The organism is Stenotrophomonas maltophilia group sp. Smal17, from assembly GCF_030237045.1.
GTDB lineage: Bacteria > Pseudomonadota > Gammaproteobacteria > Xanthomonadales > Xanthomonadaceae > Stenotrophomonas > Stenotrophomonas forensis.
This window is the reverse complement of the sequence record NZ_JASJSU010000023.1, coordinates 19,535-37,452: the sequence shown is the minus strand read 5'-3', so window position 1 is coordinate 37,452 and position 17,918 is coordinate 19,535. Positions and strand designations below refer to the sequence as shown.

Sequence of the window (17,918 nt, the reverse complement as noted above, 5' to 3'; positions counted from 1 at the left end):
CTGCCATGGATCACCGATCATCGTTCGTTGCTGCCCACGAGGCGTCGTCGCGCGTCCATCGCTTCTGCGGCCCTACCGCATTGCGATTGATCGTAGAGCGCTGGCACGGCAGCGAATCGTTGTCCGAAGGTCTGCGCTGCCAGATCGATCTGCTGGGCGAGCCGTGCGAGCACAGCCTGGATGATTGGGTGGCCCGGCCGGCAAGCATCACCACACGCCTGCCGGACGGTGCAGACGTTGTCCGGGTCGGGCTGATCCGCAGTGTCGAGCGCCTGGCCTGCGCAGGCCGTCTTGTGCGGTACCGCGTGCACCTGGCCGACTGGACCGCCTGGCTGCATGACAGCCGCCACAGTCGCGTGTTCCAGGATCAGGACGTGGCCAGCATCATCAGCACGGTGCTCTCGGTGCACGCGCCGCTGGCGCATTGGTCCTGGCACGTTGGAAGTACTGCTGCCATCGACCGCCGGTGCCGGGGCTATCGCGTGCAGTACCGCCAATCGGACATGGCGTTCCTGCAGCAGTTGATGGCCGATGAAGGCCTGGGCTGGTGCATCCGCACGCTGCCCGATGTACCGGGCGGGCATACGATGATGATCTTCGGCGACAGTACCCGATGCTCGCTGCTGTCACGGCCCCGACGCCTGCACCAGACCCAGCGCGTGCCCGATGACGCGGGCATCGCGCTGTTGCATGAGACCTGTCGCGTCGTGCCGACCCACATGACCCGGGTGGCGGATCTGGACGATCCGTTGCGTGTGGTTTCGGCCAGCCTGCCTGTGCGCACTGTGGCCAGTGGCCCATTGGAGGACTATTCGCCGGCACGCCACGCGGCGTGGGAGACCTCGCGCGAGGCCTTGGCCGAGGTGATGCGCGACACCGAGGCAGCGTTGTGTGAGCAGCGGCGCTGGACCGGCGAAGGCACCGAGCCGGACTTCCAGCCCGGCTACGCATTCGAGGTGTTGCCAGAGCCCGGCCAGCGAGTAGCGCCCGCGTTGCTGCTTACAGCGGTGCAGCACGCAGCGGTCAACACGCTGCCTGAGGTTCTCGAACTGCAGCAGCACCTGCCGCTGCACGCACTGCCCGACACCGTGCCTGCCGACCGCGCGCAGAGGCTGGGCTATGCCAATCGCTTCGAGGCCATGCCGTACGACCGTCGATGGCGACGTTCTCCGGATGGCAGGGCAGGGCGGTCGGCGGCCCCCGGCCCACAACTGGCCACTGTGCTCGGTGGCGATGACGGTGCACCGCTGCACATGGACAGCAACGGGCGCATCCGTGTGCGGTTCGGCTTTGCCACCGACAGCAGGGCCGACAGCGGTTGGCTGCGCGTCGCCCAGACCTTTGCCGGCCCCGGCGGGGGCAGCCAGTTCCTGCCCCGCGTCGGCCAGGAGGTGGTGGTGGACTTCATCAACGGCGACCTCTGCCGCCCCATCGTGATGGGTGCGCTCTACAACGGCCGGGGCGAGTCACGCGCTGAAGCGCTGGCGTTGTCCAGCGATGCTGGCAGCAGTGCCCAGAACAACCTGGCCGGTGGCAACGCCCCGCGCTGGCATGCTGCAGGCGCGGGTGAATCGGCCCAGCGCAATGTGGGCGCCGTATGGGGCATCAGCTCGCAGAGCTGGGACGGCCATGGCGGTAACAGTCTCGAGTTCGACGACAGCGATGACCAGCTGCAGGTACGGCTTGGCACAACGCAGTGCCACAGCGCGATCAGCATGGGTCATCTGCGTCACCTGCAGCACAACTTCCGCGGCAGCCTGCGCGGAAGTGGATTCGAGCTGCGCAGCGACGCGTGGGGCGCCGTGCGTGCCACGGCAGGCCTGTGGCTGGACAGCATGCAGCGCTCTGCGTCCACCCCGGCCGGTCTGCGCGCTGCGCCGGTCGCGCTGTTGCGGCAGACGCTCGTGCTGGCGCACTCCTTTGATGAAGCGGCACGGCAGCAACGTACGGTGCGGCTGCGCGGCCACGCCGCCGAGGGCAACGGTGCCAGCGTGCTGCAGGCCTTGGCCGACAGCGTGGCGGCATCGCAGCGGCTGCAGGGCGCTGACGAAGACATCCCTGCAACCGGGTCTGCGGTGCTTGGCCTGTCCGCACCGGCAGGCATCTGCCAGGTGGCCGGGCAGGCGATCCAGCTGGGCGTGGGGCACAGTACGTTGCTGGCCAGTGGCGGCAGTTCGTCGGTGACCGTTGCCGGCCATGGGCGTTGGCAGTGCCGCCAGGCCATAGGTGTGTTGGCGGGTGCCACACGCAATCCGGGAAGTGCCGGATTGAGCGTGGTGGCTGGCGAACAGGTGCTTGATATGCAGGCGCAGGCAGACGCCGTGCACCTGCAGGCGCGCGCTGGGGTGGTGGCGGCCAGCCAGCGGGGGGAGGTGCAACTGGCGGCAGGCAACACACTGCACATCGCAACGGCCGGCGGCGCTTCGATCACACTGGAGGACGGGCACCTGCGGGTGAGCTGTCCAGGCACATTGACCTTCAAGGCCGGCAACCGGCACTTCACCGGTCCGGTGCAGGAGCTGTTTCCGCTGCCGCAGTTCGCACAGACGGTCTGCGTGGAGTGCCTGCTGAAGGCGATGCAGGCCGGCCTGCCATGGTCTACGAAGAATGGCTGACGCCCCGTGGATCGATCCGTGGCGGCATTCCCGGTTGCCGTGGCAGACCCCCGGCGACCAGTGTGTGGACGCGCGGCCCGCCTGTGCGCTGCTGGACATGGCATTCGCGCCGGACGCCTGGACGCAGCTGCGCGCGCTGGCCGCTGACGTGGTGCCGCTGTTTACGCATCGCTATACCGGCAAAGGGTTAGACCGGTTGTCGCCATGCCTGGTTGTCCTGCCGGACGACGCCAGAGTGCGCGAACGCTGCTGGCAGGCGCTGCTGGACCTGAGCAACGGCGCGCCGATGCTGTCGGTGCTACGCAGCACCGCCGACCCGCATGCATTGGCCGAACATCTACGGCGGATTTGGGAGGGCCGTTCCAGCACCGACCAGCCGTGGTTGCTGCGCTGGGCCGATGGGCGTGCCGCCGCCCGCCTGCTGGATGCGCTGGACGATGCACAGCGGACGCGCGTACTGGGCGGTCTACACGACTGGCACCTGCCCACCCGCATCGGAGATTGGATGTGCGTAACCGGCAAGGGGGGAGTGCCGCTCGATGCCGACGCCAGGCCGCTCACGTTCACCGCGGCGCAGGAGGCCACACTACGGAGCGGAAGCCAGGCCGATGCCATCACGCGCTTCATTCTGCAGCGGCCCGTGCTGCGCCCGGACGGCATGCTGCCCTCGCAGGTGCATCGCTGCGCGGAACACGTGCTGGGACGTCTGGCACGCCGAGGCATCGACCATCCCGCGCTGGCGCATCGGATGACGATCAAGGTCGTTGCCGCGAGGAATGCGCCCCATGGCGATGATGAGACGCCATGAAGAGGTTTGTGACGAGGGTGATTCTGATCGGGCTGGCGCTGCTTGCTGTGGCAGGCCTGGTGCTGAAGTTCATGGACTTCAGGATTGGACCACTACCGCCCGGTCCTCCGAAGCCACGCATCATCGACTCTGCTTCTGGTCACGACATTACTGATGCACCGCCAGAAATGTCATTGACAATCGGCGTGGCCAACTACTCGGATGATGGATTGGGGACGGTCTTCATCAATGAGGCCTGGGCGGGTGGGATGGAGCCACGAGCCAGTGGGAACGCTGCGACCTGCTGCGTGACGTTGCCTCGTCTTTGGCATCCGGGGTTGAAGGTGACGGTGGTCTACCGCACCAGCAGCATGTTTCTCAAGGATCCCAGTAGCTATGTTGAGAGGGACATCTTTGTCGCGCCATACAGGCCGTTTCTTGATGGTTTCATCTATTTCATGTACTTCCCGGGCGATCAAGTTAGGGTCGTGGCAACGCCGTATTTCCCGGGATATCCAAAGTTTGCCTACGACATTAGTCATGCTGAGCTTGAGCGTGACCCTGAACGAATTTCTAGATTTCTCATTGAGTCGGATGGAGAGGAATAGAGATAATGAGAGTGAGTTCTTTGGCGCCGTTGGACAAGGAATCAATAAGTCTTAGCACGCGTAAGAAGGTTCGATGTGCGGGGTCATTTCCGGTGGATCTGGTGGATGGCGCGAACTGCGAGCAGATCATCTACGACGGCGTGTGCCGTGGCTAAGGGTGCGTTTGAATGAGCAACCCTGAGGGAATAGCTGTTGTAACGAAGGTGCTTGTCAGGGTTGCTCTGATCGGGCTAGCGCTGTTTGCCTTGACTGGCCTAGTGCTGAAGCTCATGGATTTCAGGATTGGTCCACCACCGCCCAGTCCTCCGAAGCCGCGCATTATTGAGCCTGACACTGGCCACGACATCACCGACGCGCCACCGGAAATGCATCTCACGATCGGTATTGCCAACTACTCTGATGACGGGCTGGGCATAGTCGTCATCAACGAAGCATGGGGAGGAGGCATGGAGCCTCGTACCAGCAGTAATGGGCGTGCATGCTGCGTGACGCTGCCTCGCCTCTGGTATCCAGGTTTGAAGGTCACGGTAGCCTACCGCACAAGCTCCATGTTCTTGAAGGATCCGAACAGCTACGTAGAGAAGGACGTTCTCGTGCCGCGCTATCAACCTTTCCTTGATGGATTTGTATTCTTCATGTATTTCCCGAACGATCAGGTAAGGCTGGTTGCCACGCCGTATTTTCCAGGTTATCCAAAGTTTGCTTACGACCTTGGGGCTGCTGGTTACGAGCGTGATGAACTTCGGATCTCGCGATTCCTCGCGGAGACCGCCTTGGATGAGGTGGCGAAATGAGAGTGACTACGTCTCGACCAGTGTCGGATTTGAGTCGGTGTTCGATGGCTACGACGTGAGCTATAACCGAAGGAGCATTGAATGAAACAGCCTGATCGATTGAAGGTTGTGACGAAGCTGCTGACACGATTTGCTCTGCTTGGTCTTGCGATGCTGGCCGTAGCAGGTGTCGTGCTCAAGTTCATGGATTTCAGGGTTGGGCCGCTGCCTCCAAGTCCCCCGAAACCACGCATCATTGAGCCTGATACCGGTCACGACATTACCGACGCTCCGCCGGAAATGCATTTGACAATTGGTATCGCCAATTACTCGGATGAGGGGCTGGGGACTGTCTTCATTAATGATGCTTGGGGGGGGGTGATGCGGGCTCGAGCCAGTAGCAACGGGCGTACATGCTGCGTGACGCTTCCTCGTCTCTGGCATCCAGGTCTGAAGGTCACCGTGGCTTACCGCACCAGCAGCATGTTTCTCAAAGATCCCCAAAGCTATGTTGAGAAGGACGTTCTTGTTGCGCCCTATGAGCCGTTTCTTGATGGGTTCATCTATTTCTTCTACTTTCCTGGTGATCAGGTGCAGATCGTGGCCACTCCCTACTCCCCAGGATATCCGGGCTTCGCTTACGACACTGACTTCGGTGATGGGCGCGGTGATCCAGCAAAGATTAAGAGATTTCTGGAAGCAACAGCGGGCAAGGAGGCGGAATAGTGAGGGTAAGGGTATCTACTCCGACGTCAGAGCAACCAACGCAGCTCAGTTCCAGTGAATTGGGGCGATATGCGGCCTCATTGTCGGAAATCGGATCCGACTGTGGTGTGGATCTTTCAATGGTCTGCTTCGCATTCCCGCCGATGTGCGTTGCTGTGTGCACATGGTGGCCGCGCATGAAGTACGCGGCTCGTTCCCGGTGGACCTGGTGGATGGCGCGAACTGCGAGCAGGTCATTTACCCCAGTATGCTTCGTAGCCGAGGGCGCGTTTGAATGAAAGGTGTCGAGCGAATGGCTCTGGTGAAGAAGGTTCTTGTCAGGGGCGCTCTGATCGGGCTGGCGCTGTTTGCCTTGACTGGCTTGGTGCTGAAGTTCATGGACTTCAGGGTTGGTCCACCAACGCCGGGCCCTCCGAAGCCGCGCATTATTGACTATACCTCTGGTCACGACATTACCGATGCGCCGCCAGAAATGCATCTCACGATCGGTATTGCTAACTATTCTGACGAAGGGCTGGGCATAGTCGTCATCAACGAAGCATGGGGAGGGGGAATGGAGCCCCGTACCAGCAGCAATGGGCGTACATGCTGCGTGACACTCCCCCGCATTTGGCATCCGGGGCTGAAAGTAACAGTTGCTTACCGTACGAGTAGCATGTTCCTTAAGGATCCGCATAGCTATATTGAGAAGGAGATCGTTGTGCCGCGCTATAAGCCATTCTTGGATGGTTTCATCTTCTTTATGTATTTCCCTGATGATGAGGTAAGGGTCATAGCTACGCCATATTTTCCGGGGGTCCCTAAATTTGCTTACGATCTTGATTTTGCTGACAGCGAGCGTGATTCAGAAAAGATCAATGGATTTCTTGAGGCGACGGCAGGGGGCGGGGTGCCAGAATGAAAGTAAGCGTGGCACCTCCCGTTTCAGATCCCGCGACGAAACTTAGTTTGACTGAACTAGGAAGATATTCCGCTTCCCGTATGGGGGCTGAAACGGATTGCGGAGTAGATGTGTCAATCGGCTGTTTCTTCGATGGGACTCGTAATCACAGGCTGGCGTCAAAGAAGCGTAAGGACATGAGCGAGAGCAATGTGTCTCGACTCTTCGACGTCTATGATCTAGGGCGAGCCAAAGAAATTGGTCGTCGGCCAACCAATTTTGCGAGCTACATCCAAGGCGTCGGTACGGAGGCGCTGAAAGAAATAGGCGACACTGGCACTGGTTGGCATGCGCGCGCTGGCGCGGCAGCCGGCTGGGGCGGCGAGGGTCGGGTGAACTGGATGCTGATGCAGGTCCAGGATCATCTCTTGACTCACTTTGCAGAGACAACCGTCACGGCTGCGATGGGCTTTGATTCCACTGTTCCCATCGCGCGCAAGATGAGTGCCGATCTCCGCCTGCACTTACAGGACGTCGAGCGCCTGGCGCAGGCGGCGCGGATGTCGCTGTCCAACTACCTAGCGATCAACCAAGGGCAGGAGGAAATCGAACTTCGCAACTCGCTTACTGGTGGCTTCTGGAACATGGTGGGCGCGTTGCAGCGGGTGCGCGGAACCCATCTGGCGCGCGCCGATCACGTGGCGCGCCGGGCAGTCTTGCAGGAGCGACGCGCTTTTCTTGCGAAGAAGGTGGCCCCGTTCCAGCAGCAGAATCCCCGGGTAGACCGCATCCGCATATCGGTGTTCGGTTTCTCGCGCGGCGCTACCGAGGCCCGTGTACTTTGCAACTGGCTCGGCGACGCCTGTGACCCCGGTCCCGGGCCGTTGCGGCTGTGTGGCATTCCCGTACAGATCGATTTCGTAGGCTTGTTCGATACGGTCGCTTCGGTAGGCGCCGCGCAGAGCTTCTTTGAATCGGTATTCGATGGCCACGGTGGCTGGGCAACAGCCGAAGACCTGCGCATTCCCGCCGATGTGCGCCGCTGTGTGCATATGGTGGCTGCGCATGAGGTGCGTGGCTCGTTCCCGGTGGACCTGGTGGACGGCGCGAACTGCGAGCAGATCATCTACCCTGGAGTGCATTCGGACGTGGGTGGCGGCTACACGCCCGGCGAGCAGGGGCGTTCGCCGAAGGATGCCGACAAGCTTTCGCAGATTCCGCTGTGCGATATGTATCGGCATGCGCTGGCGGCAGGCGTGCCGCTGTTGCCGATTGAGAAGGCGCGAGTGGAATTGCAGAGCCAGTTCGAGGTCTCCCCGAAACTGCGCCAGCACTACAACGCGTACCTGCAGGCGATGGCGCCGTTCCTGCCGGCCAGCACCCCCGCCTCCAAGGCCAACCGCACCGCGGTGCTGATGTATGCCCATTATCGCCAGTACCTGCTGTGGCGTCGGCAGCATCTGGATGACTTCGATCGCCTGCCGGGCTACCTGCAGGCGCCTGCGCAGGACCGCGCGGACCTGAGTGGCGGCAATGCCGAGCTGGTGCAGGAGGCGCGGGCGATGCGCTACAACAACGCTACGGCCCGCCTGCGCACCGAGGAACCTTACGCGGCCCACCACGGCATGGCCACGCCGCCTCGGTTCCAGGGTATTCCCGTGCAGGATTTCGTGCAGGCGAGGTTGCGGGGCAAAAAGGAACAGCAGTGGCTGGATGGCCAGATTCAATCGATCTGGGACTCGCGGCAGGCGCCACCGCAGGCAGTGGCAGCGTTTCTGGATGGCTACGTGCACGACTCGCGGGCGTGGTTCAAGCCGTTCGGGCTGGACGATGACGAGTGGGTTCACGTGCAGCGGCGCGAGCGTGACGCGTACCAGCAGCGGATGCGTGAGCTGGATGCGATTGAGCGGTCCCACCAGGAGGCACGGGACCGCATGCAACGCTCCGGACAGATGTTCCAGCCACGGGTGCCGTTGGGAATGTCGGTGCAGGAGCTGGAAGAGCTGACTGACTGGCGGCAGCGCCCTGACGACTTCGATGAAGCGTTGCAGCTGATCGGGCGCGAGTACCACTGGCAGTGGGGCTACCTGCGCTGGCGCACCTGCTATCTCAATCCGCCCGGTGTGGCGATTGCGGAGGCCTCTCTACGCAGGCAGCAGACTTCGGAAGATGCAGCCGCCTAGCGATCGCGCGCGTTGTCGCATCCAGCGTGCAGTCGGCGGCTGTGCCTCGCAGCTAACGCGGCCCATTGCGTCAGCTGTGTGATGGGTGCCGCGGCACGGACGTGTGACGGCGCACGAATCGGCAAGCTCGCGCGCTGCTTGGGATTTCCCCTACAGAACTGCTTCTCTTCGGGTGGCCTGATGGCTGTGCCGTGGCGGGTGCCCCGGCCGGGATTGGCGTCCTGAAAAAAACCGACATTCAGCTACCTATCGGTGGGCGAGGGCCCATCGTGGAAAATGCACCGTGTGCCCGGTCAACGGCGGGCGGTGTGTGGGGATTCATAAGAATCCGCTGGAGCTTCTTTGCTGATTGTTGGTCTCCGGTACGCCAACCCGCACCGTCCGCCACCTTGCTTCTGCAGGTGGCTTGCCGTCTGCGAGGAGCTCTCCATGTCCGCACGTCCCGAATTTCCCCATCTTTCCGCCCTGATTGGCGATGCCGTCAACCGACTGCCTGCCAATGCGGCCGAGCGGCTCGAAGCCCTGCTCGATGACCCCGAAGACCTGTTGCCTACCCTGTTGGCCCGCATGGATGGCCATGACGGCCCGGATGGCCGGCGGTGTGATGCGCAGGGTCTCAGCCCCGCGCAGGCCGCAACCCGGGCTGGGCTCGGGCGTACGTTGGCCGGTCTGGAGGTGCTGGTCCAGGTGCTGCACGCCGCTGCAGCCGCACGCGAGCAGGGCGGTGTCCACCAGCAGCTCAGCCCGGATGTGGTTGATGGCTTGCTGTTGGGTGCCCGAGAGCTGGTCCGCCACGCGCGCCTGCAATTGGAATAGATCCGCGCGGTGTGCACTTGAATGAAGCATTGAGCCTGTCGAGATCATAACCAGCGCCGGGCGCCTGTACGTCCAAGGCGTTCTCGGCGCCGGTGTGGACCGGACCTGCGATTGTCAGTGGCGCTGCAGAGCGCGGCCTCCTGGTGTTTTCGAGTTGCATTCGCTGTACATCAACGGGCTGCGACGGCTTCTTCCTTCATGTCTCTTTCAATCCGATGATTTCAACAGCCCTCGTTCTTCCGGAAGGAATCCTGGGGGGAACAAGGTCTTGTCGTCATAAAGTGCCCCGGTGAGAATCGCGCCATCCAGCACGCTTGTGCTCAGGTCTGCACCTTCCAGTTGCGTGCTGCCGCCCAGATTGTCACGGCCCAGGTTGGCCCCCGACAGGTTGGCGCCCCGCAGGATTGCGTCTTTCAGGTCTGCGCCACGCAGGTCGGCGTTCTGAAGGTTGGCATCTGACAGGTCCGCCATGAAAAGTATCGCCCAGTACAGGTCGGCACCTACCATGCTTGCGCCTGAAAGGCATGTCTGCATGAGGATCGCACCTTCAAGTTCAGCGCCGTCCAGATTGGCGTTCGCCAACATGGCCGAGTCCAGGTCAAGAATTCCAGACGTGGGCGGGACTGTAAGAATGACGTTTCCGCTGAGGTCCTTTATCTCTTTCATGATCCTTTTCCGCTTGGGGCTCCCGCAAAGACATGAAGTAATGGTGAGTGGGCTTCTGTCTTCGCGCCAGGTGAGGGCTTTTTCAGAAGGCACTACTTTCACCCATGGTCCGTTGTACTTTCCATATGGCCTTCATGCGGGTGATTTCACCAGCATTGTGCCTTCAGGAACAGTGTCATCCAGATTGGGTTTCATCAGGGACGCGCAGCCGATGCCTCCGACGCGTCTGCAGCAGAGCAGGGACGAGCCATGGACAGATTGCGCCGTTTACGCCAAATCCCTTTGGAGACTGCCGAAACGTCCTGACTGAACTTCGCGCTATTCCGCCGCTGCAGCTATATACCGCGCATGCAGCTGTTCCACCTGCACCTGCAGATCCTGCGGCTGCCCATCGTTGACCACCACGTCATCGGCCAGCGCCAACCGCTGCGCACGGCTGGCCTGCGCGGCAATCATCCGGTCGGCCAGTGCGGCGTCGATACCATCGCGCTGCATCAGCCGCGCGTGTTGCACGGCTTCGGGGGCATCCACCAGCAGTACCCGGTCCAGCCATGGGTAGGCCTGGCGCCCGCCAACCTCGGTCAGCAGTGGAATGGCGGCAATCGCATAGGGGCTGGTGGCCTGCTCGCACTGCTGTTGCATCAGCAGGCGGATGGCCGGGTGGGTGATGGCTTCCAGCGCCACCCGTTCGGCCGGGTCGGCGAAGACGTGGGCGCGCAGGCGCGCCCGGTCCAGGTTGCCGTCGGCCAGCAGCATGTCAGCGCCGAAACGTTCGGCGATACGGCCCAGCGCCGAGCTGCCGGCGGCCACCACGGCGCGCGCGGCCAGGTCGGCATCGGCCACCACGATGCCCAGCGTCTCGAAGCGCCGGGTCACCTCGCTCTTGCCGGCGGCGATGCCGCCGGTCAGGCCAACCACATACCGGCTCATGGGGAATCCCCTCAGCGCAGGCCGCTCAGGACCAGATACTGCTCCACCAACGGCCCGCCCCACATGAAGTACAGCCAGCCGGCGATGGCCAGGTAGGGCCCGAACGGGATGGGGGTGGCGCGGTCACGGCCCCGGCTGTACAGCCAGATCGAGCCGATGATGGCGCCCAGCACCGAGGACAGCAGGATGATCGGGAGGATGCCCTTCAGCCCGCACCAGGCACCGAGGGCCGCCAGCAGCTTGAAATCGCCGTGGCCCATGCCTTCCTTGCCGGTCAGCTGCTTGAACAGCCACCAGACTGCCCAAAGCGACAGGTAGCCCAGCGCTGCGCCGATCAGGGCGGGCTTGGCCGGCATGTACAGGTTGTCGATGCTGCCTATCAATCCCAGCCACATCAGGGGCAAGGTCAACTGGTCCGGCAACAACTGAGTGCGCAGGTCGATGCCGGACAGGGCGATCAGGAAGCAGGTCAGCACGATGGCACCGAAGCCCTGCCAGCCGAAGCCGAACTGCCAGACGCAGGCCAGCACCAGCAGCGAGGTCATGGCCTCCACCAGCGGGTACTGCAGCGAGATCGGCGCCTTGCAGTGGCGGCATTTGCCGCCCTGGATGATCCAGCTGAACAGGGGGATGTTCTCGTACCAGCTCAGCTTGTGCTTGCAGTGCGGGCAGTGCGAAGGCTCGACCACGATGCCCGGTGGGGGTGGTTCGTAGTAGTCCGGTTCCTCCAGGACCTCGCGCGCATCGCGCTTCCACTGCCACTCCAGCCGCTTGGGCAGGCGCAGGATGACGACGTTCAGGAAACTGCCCAGCAGCAGTCCCAGGGCGGCCGCGGCGGGGTAGCCGAGGCCGGGATGCTGGTCGAGAAAAGCCATGTATGTGTTATCCGACGACGGCGCCGAGTTTGAAGATGGGAAGGTACATGCCGATGACCATACCGCCAACGACCACGCCGATGAAGACCATGATCATTGGTTCGAGCAGGCTGCTCAGGGCGTCAACGGCATTGTTGACCTCCTGCTCATAGTACTCGGCCACCTTGAACAGCATCGCATCCAGGGCGCCGGCCTCTTCGCCGATGCCGGTCATCTGGATGACCATGTGCGGGAACAGGTTGAGCTGCTTCATCGCCATGTTCACCGGGTAACCCACCGAGACGTCGTCTCGCATGCGCAGGACGGCCTCCTCGTAGATCTTGTTGCCTGTGGCCCCCGCGACGATACCCAGGGCCTCCACCAGCGGCACGCCGGCCTTGAAGGTGACGGCCGTGGTACGGGCGAAGCGGGCAATGGCGCTGTTGTTCATCACTTCGCCGATGACCGGAACCTTCAGAATCAGCCGGTCCATCGTGTGCTGCATCTTCAACGAGCGTTTGTAGCTCATGACGAGGGCAACGACTGCTCCGATCACTACCGCAGCAATGAGCCACCACCACGACACCATGAACCGGGACAGATTGACGATCATCTGCGTGAAGGCGGGCAGTTCCGCGCCGAAGCCGTGGAACACTTCCTCGAACTGGGGAACCACGAAGATCAGCATGATGGCGCTGACCAGCAGGGCGACGACGACCACCATGACCGGGTAGAAGAGCGCCTTCTTGATCTTGCCCTTCAGGGCTTCGATGTTCTCTTTGTAGGTTGCTACCGTGTCCAGCACCGTTTCCAGGACACCTGCACCTTCGCCCGCCTTGACCAGATTGCGGTAGAGCTCGTCGAACTGCACCGGGTACTTGCTGACGGCTTCATGCAGGGATGAGCCTCCTTCGATGTCAGTCCGGATGCCATCAACCATCTTCTTCATGCGCGGGTTCTTGTGCCCGCTGGCGATGATGTCCAGTGCCGAGACGATCGGTACGCCGGATTTCATCATGGTCGCCATCTGGCGGCTGAAGAAGGCGATGTCCTTGGCGTTCACCGCTTTGCCGGCCGCGCCGAACAGAGGTTTCGGCTTGGGCTTCACCTGGCCGGGGTTGATCCCCTGCCGCCTGAGCTCGGCGCGCAACAGGTTGGCGTTCTTCGCCAACTGCTCGCCCTTCATCTTTACACCCCGCTTGTCGGTCCCCTCCCAGACAAACGGTTGCAGCTCCATGGTGCTACGCGCCACGGGCTCATTCTTGATCGCACTGCGACTGACAGACATGTTGGCTCCCCAAGACCCGCCATCCCCAGGCGGGCATCTAGCCGTTGATGGTAGCGGGTTCATGCCCATCTGGGCAGTTGGCGGGCGGCCCAGCGTGCGATTTCGTGCCGGGGGCCGGCCAAAGGTGACGCACTGCGTCACATTGCCGCGTCCATCGCAGATTCGGATTTGGGGGGTTCCCATCCGCAGAATTGCTGCCATCATGGGCGCGGGGAAATCCAGGGGGAGGCGTGCCGGGGTTGGCACGCAACCTGCGTTGATCCACCCGCAGGGGGCAGGACCCGCTCAACCGGCCGCTGGCCGGACCGAACCTGTCCGCTGAAATCAACCACCACTATCTTGGGGATGTACCACAATGAAGAACCAGAAGGGCTTCACCCTTATCGAACTGATGATCGTCGTCGCGATCATCGCCATCCTGGCCGCCATCGCTCTGCCGGCTTACCAGGACTACACCGTCCGTTCGCGCGTCTCGGAAGGTGCCGTGCTGGCTTCGGGTGCCAAGGCCACCGTCGGTGAGAACATCGCCAACGCCGGCGGCACGATCGATGACACCGCCTGCAATGGCGTTGCCACCTTCACCACCGCGACCAAGAACACCGCGAAGCTGGAATGTGCCAGTGGCGTCATCACGGTGACCGGCACCGCAGCCGCCAAGAATGTCGCGCTGCAGTTCGAGCCGAAGTCGGCCAGCGCCGGCATCACCTGGACCTGCACCTCGACCGCTGACAACAAGTACCTGCCGGCCGAGTGCCGCAAGGCTGCTCCGTAATCGGCCTGTTGGACTGATTGCCCAGGCATCCGTGCCTGAGGAGCCAGTAGAAGAGGGCCCTGCATGCGGGGCCCTTTTTTTTTCGAGAATGAGGTAGGGGGATGAAGGGGATCGCCGTCCGCCAGTACGTGGCGGCCGCTTTCATGGGGTTGATCCTGCTGGGGCAGCAGGTCCATCAGATCGCGGATCGTTTCGGCAACGAGGGCTTGCACGCCCGTACCGATCTCATGCAGCAGTTCGCGACTGAATTGCTGGAGGAGCGCGGGTTCGCTGCCAAAATCACCTTGTTCGTGCTTTTCGCGATAGGCAGCCATCTTCTGCTGACCGTTGGCGGTATGTGGGTCTATCGTCGGGCCTGCAGCCAGCTCCTGCCCAAACGGCGGGACGCATTCTGGCGCAGTCTGCTGTTTGTGAGCGTGGTCGTTCTGCTGGCGATGTTCGCCAATCGATGGCTGTATCCACAGTCGGCTTCCTTCGTGGATGCAGAGTTGCTGATGATCCAGTGGCTGTCGCCATTGCTTGTAGGTGCCTGCATCGCCGTGGTGGCGATCGCTGTACTGTCCGCGCTGTATTCCCTGTTGCGCAGCCGCCGCAACCTGTTCGCCGCCGGATCCCTGGTTGCCCTGGCTGTCTGCCTCGGGGCATGGGGTTGGAATGGCGGCGTTCGGGAGGGCATGGATGAGAACAGGCCGGATGTGATCATTCTGGGGGTGGACTCGCTTCGTCCGGACTATCTGGCTTCCTACGGTGAGTTTCCCGGCGGACTGGCTCCTGCCATCGAGCAGACGCTGGCCGGTTCGGTCGTCATGGATGATGTACGCACGCCACTGGCCCGGACGTTTGTCTCCTACAGCAGTACCTTGACCGGAATGAATCCGCTCAAGCACGGCGCGCGCTTCAATCTCTATCCTCGCTCGGAATTCTCGCGCGACCAGAATCTTGCCTGGGATCTGAAGCGGCACGGCTACTTCACCATGCTGGCCATGGATGAATCGCGCTTTGCCAATTTCGACCAGAGTTTTGGCTTCGATAGAACCGTCGTCCCCACGGTGGGAGGGCTTGATTTCGTCGTTGGCGGCAGCTTTGACTTCTTCGCAACCAATCTCCTGCTGGCTGCGCTGCCCGCTTCAGAGCCGCTGAGCGTGGTCCAAGGCAATCGCGCTGCCTACCGCAGCTATCGCACCGCGGACCACCCCGCCCGCCTGATCGGTGAATTGCGGGATGCGCCGGCTGACGCGCCACTGTTTCTTGTCAGCCACCTCTGCCTGCCGCATTGGCCCTATCTGCCAGGCGGGATCCGTGAGGACAGGTCTCTTGACTGGGTAGGCAAGGTCAAGGGATATGAGGATTCACAGTCCCAGTATCTGAACGCGATCAGGGCAGTTGATGGTCAGTTTGAGGCGCTCATCGATGAGCTGCGCCGCTTGCGGCGTCTGGACAACGCGATCCTAGTTGTCATGTCGGACCACGGCGAAGACTTTGCAATGCGCCGTGACCAGTTCAATGACAACGACGCCAACCAAGCCGTGGGCGCATATGGCCATGGCAGCTTCGCGCTGTCGGACGTGCAGAACCATGTGGTGATGGCGATACAGCAATTCCGCAATGGCCAACCGGTCTGGACGCATCGGCGGGTTGCGGGACCTGGCTCAGTGATCGACGTTGCGCCCACGATCGCCGAACTGGTCGGCCTGAGGCGCGACCGCTACGAAGGGCTCTCGTGGTTGCCTGCGATACGCCAGAACGAGGATCTTCCAGGCAATCGTGTTCGTTTCATGGAGAACGGCCTGCGCTCCACGGGCGTTGAGCGAGCGCACATCAATGAAGGCCAGGTGGCACAGGAAATGTCCTACCTGTATCGCCTGACGGAAGATGGTCGTTTCGAGGTTCGCCCGGACCTGTTGCCGGAGAAGCTCCGCGAGAAGCAGCGCGGAGCGATTCTTGGGCGATGGGGCGTGATGACCGATCCGGCGTCTGGCAACGCTCCGGGGGCCCGGCACTGCTGGCGGGTGGTGGACTATGAGCGGCGAACCATCGCCTGCACGCCATACCCCGCGCCTGAGCCTGCCATTGCCGATCTGCAGCGTGAAGTGTGCGAATACTATCGTGAAGACGGGGACTTCCATGCGGCCTGGTGTGCCTCGGCGGCCCGTGCAGATGGCCGCCGGCCTGCGGGTCCGTCAGCAAGCGTGGAACGACAAACCGGTAACATGTAACCGGCTCTTTGCCATAGGCGCTGATGTGCAGCGCTGGAAGGGCTGAATGAATCAAGAGGGCACTATGAACACCGCTACCACCGCCAACCTCGTCGGCATCACCGGCCTGGCCCGCCGCCTGGTCCAGGATGGCGCCCTGGATGAAGCGGGCGCACGCGATGCGATGGCCAAGGCTGCCGCCGCACGCCAGCCCCTGCCAACCTGGTTCGCCCAGAACAGGGTGGTCGGTGCCGCGCAGCTGGCCGCGGCCAATGCGGTCGAGTTCGGCATGCCGCTGTTCGATGTCTCCACCTTCGACGCCAACCAGAACGCGATGAGCCTGGTCAGCGAGGAACTGCTGCGCAAGCACAACGTGCTGCCGCTGTTCAAACGCGGCGGCAAGCTGTTCGTCGGTACCAGCAACCCGACCCACTCGCTGGATGAGATCAAGTTCCACACCAATCTGGTGGTGGAACCGATCCTGGTGGATGAAGACCAGATCCGCCGTACGCTGGAGCAGTGGCACGCCAGCCACGACACGCTCGGTGACGCGCTGGGTGGTGACGACGAAGGCATGGGCAACCTGGAGGTCTCCGCCGGTGACGAGGACCTGGGCACCGGCGGTGATTCCGGCATCGATGCCAAGGGCGACGACACCCCGGTGGTGAAGTTCGTCAACAAGGTGCTGGTCGATGCCATCCGCAAGGGCGCCTCGGACATCCACTTCGAGCCCTATGAAGACGACTACCGGGTGCGCCTGCGCATCGACGGGTTGCTGAAGATGGTGGCGCGCGCGCCGGTGAAGCTCAATCAGCGCATCGCCGCGCGCCTGAAGGTGATGGCGCAGCTGGACATCGCCGAGAAGCGCGTGCCGCAGGACGGCCGCATCAAGCTCAACCTGTCCAAGACCAAGCAGATCGACTTCCGCGTGAGCACACTGCCGACCCTGTTCGGCGAGAAGGTGGTGCTGCGTATCCTGGATGGCAGTGCGGCCAAGCTGGGCATCGACAAGCTGGGCTACGAGCCGGACCAGCAGAAGCTGTTCCAGGATGCCATCCACAAGCCCTACGGCATGGTGCTGGTGACCGGCCCGACTGGTTCGGGCAAGACCGTGTCGCTGTATACGGCGCTGGGCATCCTCAACGACGAGACGCGCAACATCTCCACCGCCGAAGACCCGGTGGAAATCCGCCTGCCCGGCGTCAACCAGGTGCAGCAGAACAACAAGCGCGGCATGACCTTCGCGGCGGCGCTGCGCTCGTTCCTGCGCCAGGACCCGGACATCATCATGGTCGGCGAAATCCGCGACCTGGAAACGGCGGAGATCGCGATCAAGGCGGCGCAGACCGGCCACATGGTGCTGTCCACGCTGCATACCAACGATGCGCCGCAGACCATCGCGCGCCTGATGAACATGGGCATCGCGCCGTACAACATCACCAGCTCGGTGACGCTGGTGATCGCCCAGCGCCTGGCGCGCCGCCTGTGTAGCAACTGCAAGCGCCTGGCCACGCTGCCCGAACATGCGCTGCTGGCCGAAGGCTTCACCCAGGCGCAGCTGGATGCAGGCATCCAGTTGTACGAGGCGGTCGGCTGCGACGAGTGCACCGAGGGCTACAAGGGCCGCACCGGCATCTACCAGGTGATGCCGATGACCGATGAGATCGCCACGATCGTGCTGGCCGGTGGCAACGCGCTGCAGATTGCCGAAGCGGCGCAGCAGATTGGCGTGAATGATCTGCGGCAGTCGGCATTGAAGAAGGCCGCTGCGGGCATCACCAGCCTCGCCGAGATCAATCGCGTCACCAAGGATTGAGGTAGATCC

At 62.5% G+C, this 17,918-nt stretch carries 15 protein-coding genes; 11 read left to right on the top strand and 4 right to left on the bottom strand.

Annotation, left to right across the window (positions count from 1 at the left end):
• The first annotated feature begins 5 nt into the window (after positions 1 to 5).
• The 8 genes from QRO93_RS08800 to QRO93_RS08765 all read left to right on the top strand — a co-directional run bounded on the left by QRO93_RS08800 (position 6) and on the right by QRO93_RS08765 (position 9,388).
• The gene (locus QRO93_RS08800; protein WP_180879227.1) at positions 6 to 2,615 is read left to right on the top strand and encodes a type VI secretion system Vgr family protein; all 2,610 of its coding nucleotides are present in this window, start codon (positions 6 to 8) and stop codon (positions 2,613 to 2,615) included.
• Positions 2,608 to 3,423: a DUF4123 domain-containing protein gene (locus QRO93_RS08795; RefSeq protein WP_285304096.1), complete on the top strand. Its 816-nt coding sequence runs from the start codon at positions 2,608 to 2,610 to the stop codon at positions 3,421 to 3,423. The genes QRO93_RS08800 and QRO93_RS08795 overlap by 8 nt, the downstream gene beginning before the upstream one ends.
• Positions 3,420 to 4,010, top strand: coding sequence for a DUF3304 domain-containing protein (locus tag QRO93_RS08790; protein WP_180879223.1), 591 nt, complete (start codon positions 3,420 to 3,422; stop codon positions 4,008 to 4,010). The genes QRO93_RS08795 and QRO93_RS08790 overlap by 4 nt, the downstream gene beginning before the upstream one ends.
• A gap of 167 nt (positions 4,011 to 4,177) precedes the next feature.
• Positions 4,178 to 4,804: a DUF3304 domain-containing protein gene (locus QRO93_RS08785; protein ID WP_180879221.1), complete on the top strand. Its 627-nt coding sequence runs from the start codon at positions 4,178 to 4,180 to the stop codon at positions 4,802 to 4,804.
• An 81-nt stretch (positions 4,805 to 4,885) separates the two neighbouring features.
• Complete coding sequence (locus QRO93_RS08780; protein ID WP_180879219.1) at positions 4,886 to 5,509, top strand: DUF3304 domain-containing protein; 624 nt, start codon at positions 4,886 to 4,888, stop codon at positions 5,507 to 5,509.
• 292 nt (positions 5,510 to 5,801) lie between these two features.
• On the top strand, positions 5,802 to 6,410 hold the full coding sequence (locus QRO93_RS08775) for a DUF3304 domain-containing protein (protein WP_180879217.1): 609 nt from the start codon (positions 5,802 to 5,804) through the stop codon (positions 6,408 to 6,410).
• Positions 6,411 to 6,586: 176 nt separating this feature from the next.
• Positions 6,587 to 8,572: a DUF2235 domain-containing protein gene (locus tag QRO93_RS08770; RefSeq protein WP_343203059.1), complete on the top strand. Its 1,986-nt coding sequence runs from the start codon at positions 6,587 to 6,589 to the stop codon at positions 8,570 to 8,572.
• 429 nt (positions 8,573 to 9,001) lie between these two features.
• Positions 9,002 to 9,388 (top strand): hypothetical protein, encoded by a 387-nt coding sequence (locus QRO93_RS08765; protein WP_180879213.1) that lies wholly within the window; start codon positions 9,002 to 9,004, stop codon positions 9,386 to 9,388.
• 207 nt (positions 9,389 to 9,595) lie between these two features.
• Here the strand turns inward: QRO93_RS08765 and QRO93_RS08760 are convergent, their stop codons facing one another.
• The 4 genes from QRO93_RS08760 to QRO93_RS08745 all read right to left on the bottom strand — a co-directional run bounded on the left by QRO93_RS08760 (position 9,596) and on the right by QRO93_RS08745 (position 13,126).
• The gene (locus tag QRO93_RS08760; RefSeq protein ID WP_180879211.1) at positions 9,596 to 10,054 is read right to left on the bottom strand and encodes a pentapeptide repeat-containing protein; all 459 of its coding nucleotides are present in this window, start codon (positions 10,052 to 10,054) and stop codon (positions 9,596 to 9,598) included.
• A 318-nt stretch (positions 10,055 to 10,372) separates the two neighbouring features.
• The gene (gene coaE, locus QRO93_RS08755) at positions 10,373 to 10,984 is read right to left on the bottom strand and encodes a dephospho-CoA kinase (RefSeq protein WP_180879209.1); all 612 of its coding nucleotides are present in this window, start codon (positions 10,982 to 10,984) and stop codon (positions 10,373 to 10,375) included.
• 11 nt (positions 10,985 to 10,995) lie between these two features.
• Complete coding sequence (locus tag QRO93_RS08750; RefSeq protein ID WP_008268831.1) at positions 10,996 to 11,859, bottom strand: A24 family peptidase; 864 nt, start codon at positions 11,857 to 11,859, stop codon at positions 10,996 to 10,998.
• 7 nt (positions 11,860 to 11,866) lie between these two features.
• On the bottom strand, positions 11,867 to 13,126 hold the full coding sequence (locus tag QRO93_RS08745; RefSeq protein ID WP_053450613.1) for a type II secretion system F family protein: 1,260 nt from the start codon (positions 13,124 to 13,126) through the stop codon (positions 11,867 to 11,869).
• A gap of 355 nt (positions 13,127 to 13,481) precedes the next feature.
• On the opposite strand from QRO93_RS08745, the gene QRO93_RS08740 reads away from it, so the two are divergent.
• The 3 genes from QRO93_RS08740 to pilB all read left to right on the top strand — a co-directional run bounded on the left by QRO93_RS08740 (position 13,482) and on the right by pilB (position 17,909).
• Positions 13,482 to 13,898, top strand: coding sequence for a pilin (locus tag QRO93_RS08740; RefSeq protein ID WP_053450612.1), 417 nt, complete (start codon positions 13,482 to 13,484; stop codon positions 13,896 to 13,898).
• Positions 13,899 to 13,999: 101 nt separating this feature from the next.
• Positions 14,000 to 16,114 carry a sulfatase-like hydrolase/transferase gene (locus QRO93_RS08735; protein ID WP_180879205.1) on the top strand — a complete coding sequence of 705 codons (2,115 nt, stop codon included), beginning with the start codon at positions 14,000 to 14,002 and terminating at the stop codon, positions 16,112 to 16,114.
• A gap of 64 nt (positions 16,115 to 16,178) precedes the next feature.
• The gene (pilB, locus tag QRO93_RS08730) at positions 16,179 to 17,909 is read left to right on the top strand and encodes a type IV-A pilus assembly ATPase PilB (protein WP_180879204.1); all 1,731 of its coding nucleotides are present in this window, start codon (positions 16,179 to 16,181) and stop codon (positions 17,907 to 17,909) included.
• Positions 17,910 to 17,918: the final 9 nt, after the last annotated feature.

What these genes read in the sequence shown, in the direction of transcription:
- QRO93_RS08800 (WP_180879227.1), top strand. Translation starts at nt 6, where the DNA reads ATGGATCACCGATCATCGTTCGTTGCTGCCCACGAGGCGTCGTCGCGC.
- QRO93_RS08795 (WP_285304096.1), top strand. Translation starts at nt 2,608, where the DNA reads ATGGCTGACGCCCCGTGGATCGATCCGTGGCGGCATTCCCGGTTGCCG.
- QRO93_RS08790 (WP_180879223.1), top strand. Translation starts at nt 3,420, where the DNA reads ATGAAGAGGTTTGTGACGAGGGTGATTCTGATCGGGCTGGCGCTGCTT.
- QRO93_RS08785 (WP_180879221.1), top strand. Translation starts at nt 4,178, where the DNA reads ATGAGCAACCCTGAGGGAATAGCTGTTGTAACGAAGGTGCTTGTCAGG.
- QRO93_RS08780 (WP_180879219.1), top strand. Translation starts at nt 4,886, where the DNA reads ATGAAACAGCCTGATCGATTGAAGGTTGTGACGAAGCTGCTGACACGA.
- QRO93_RS08775 (WP_180879217.1), top strand. Translation starts at nt 5,802, where the DNA reads ATGGCTCTGGTGAAGAAGGTTCTTGTCAGGGGCGCTCTGATCGGGCTG.
- QRO93_RS08770 (WP_343203059.1), top strand. Translation starts at nt 6,587, where the DNA reads ATGAGCGAGAGCAATGTGTCTCGACTCTTCGACGTCTATGATCTAGGG.
- QRO93_RS08765 (WP_180879213.1), top strand. Translation starts at nt 9,002, where the DNA reads ATGTCCGCACGTCCCGAATTTCCCCATCTTTCCGCCCTGATTGGCGAT.
- QRO93_RS08760 (WP_180879211.1), bottom strand. Translation starts at nt 10,054, where the DNA reads ATGAAAGAGATAAAGGACCTCAGCGGAAACGTCATTCTTACAGTCCCG.
- coaE (WP_180879209.1), bottom strand. Translation starts at nt 10,984, where the DNA reads ATGAGCCGGTATGTGGTTGGCCTGACCGGCGGCATCGCCGCCGGCAAG.
- QRO93_RS08750 (WP_008268831.1), bottom strand. Translation starts at nt 11,859, where the DNA reads ATGGCTTTTCTCGACCAGCATCCCGGCCTCGGCTACCCCGCCGCGGCC.
- QRO93_RS08745 (WP_053450613.1), bottom strand. Translation starts at nt 13,126, where the DNA reads ATGTCTGTCAGTCGCAGTGCGATCAAGAATGAGCCCGTGGCGCGTAGC.
- QRO93_RS08740 (WP_053450612.1), top strand. Translation starts at nt 13,482, where the DNA reads ATGAAGAACCAGAAGGGCTTCACCCTTATCGAACTGATGATCGTCGTC.
- QRO93_RS08735 (WP_180879205.1), top strand. Translation starts at nt 14,000, where the DNA reads ATGAAGGGGATCGCCGTCCGCCAGTACGTGGCGGCCGCTTTCATGGGG.
- pilB (WP_180879204.1), top strand. Translation starts at nt 16,179, where the DNA reads ATGAACACCGCTACCACCGCCAACCTCGTCGGCATCACCGGCCTGGCC.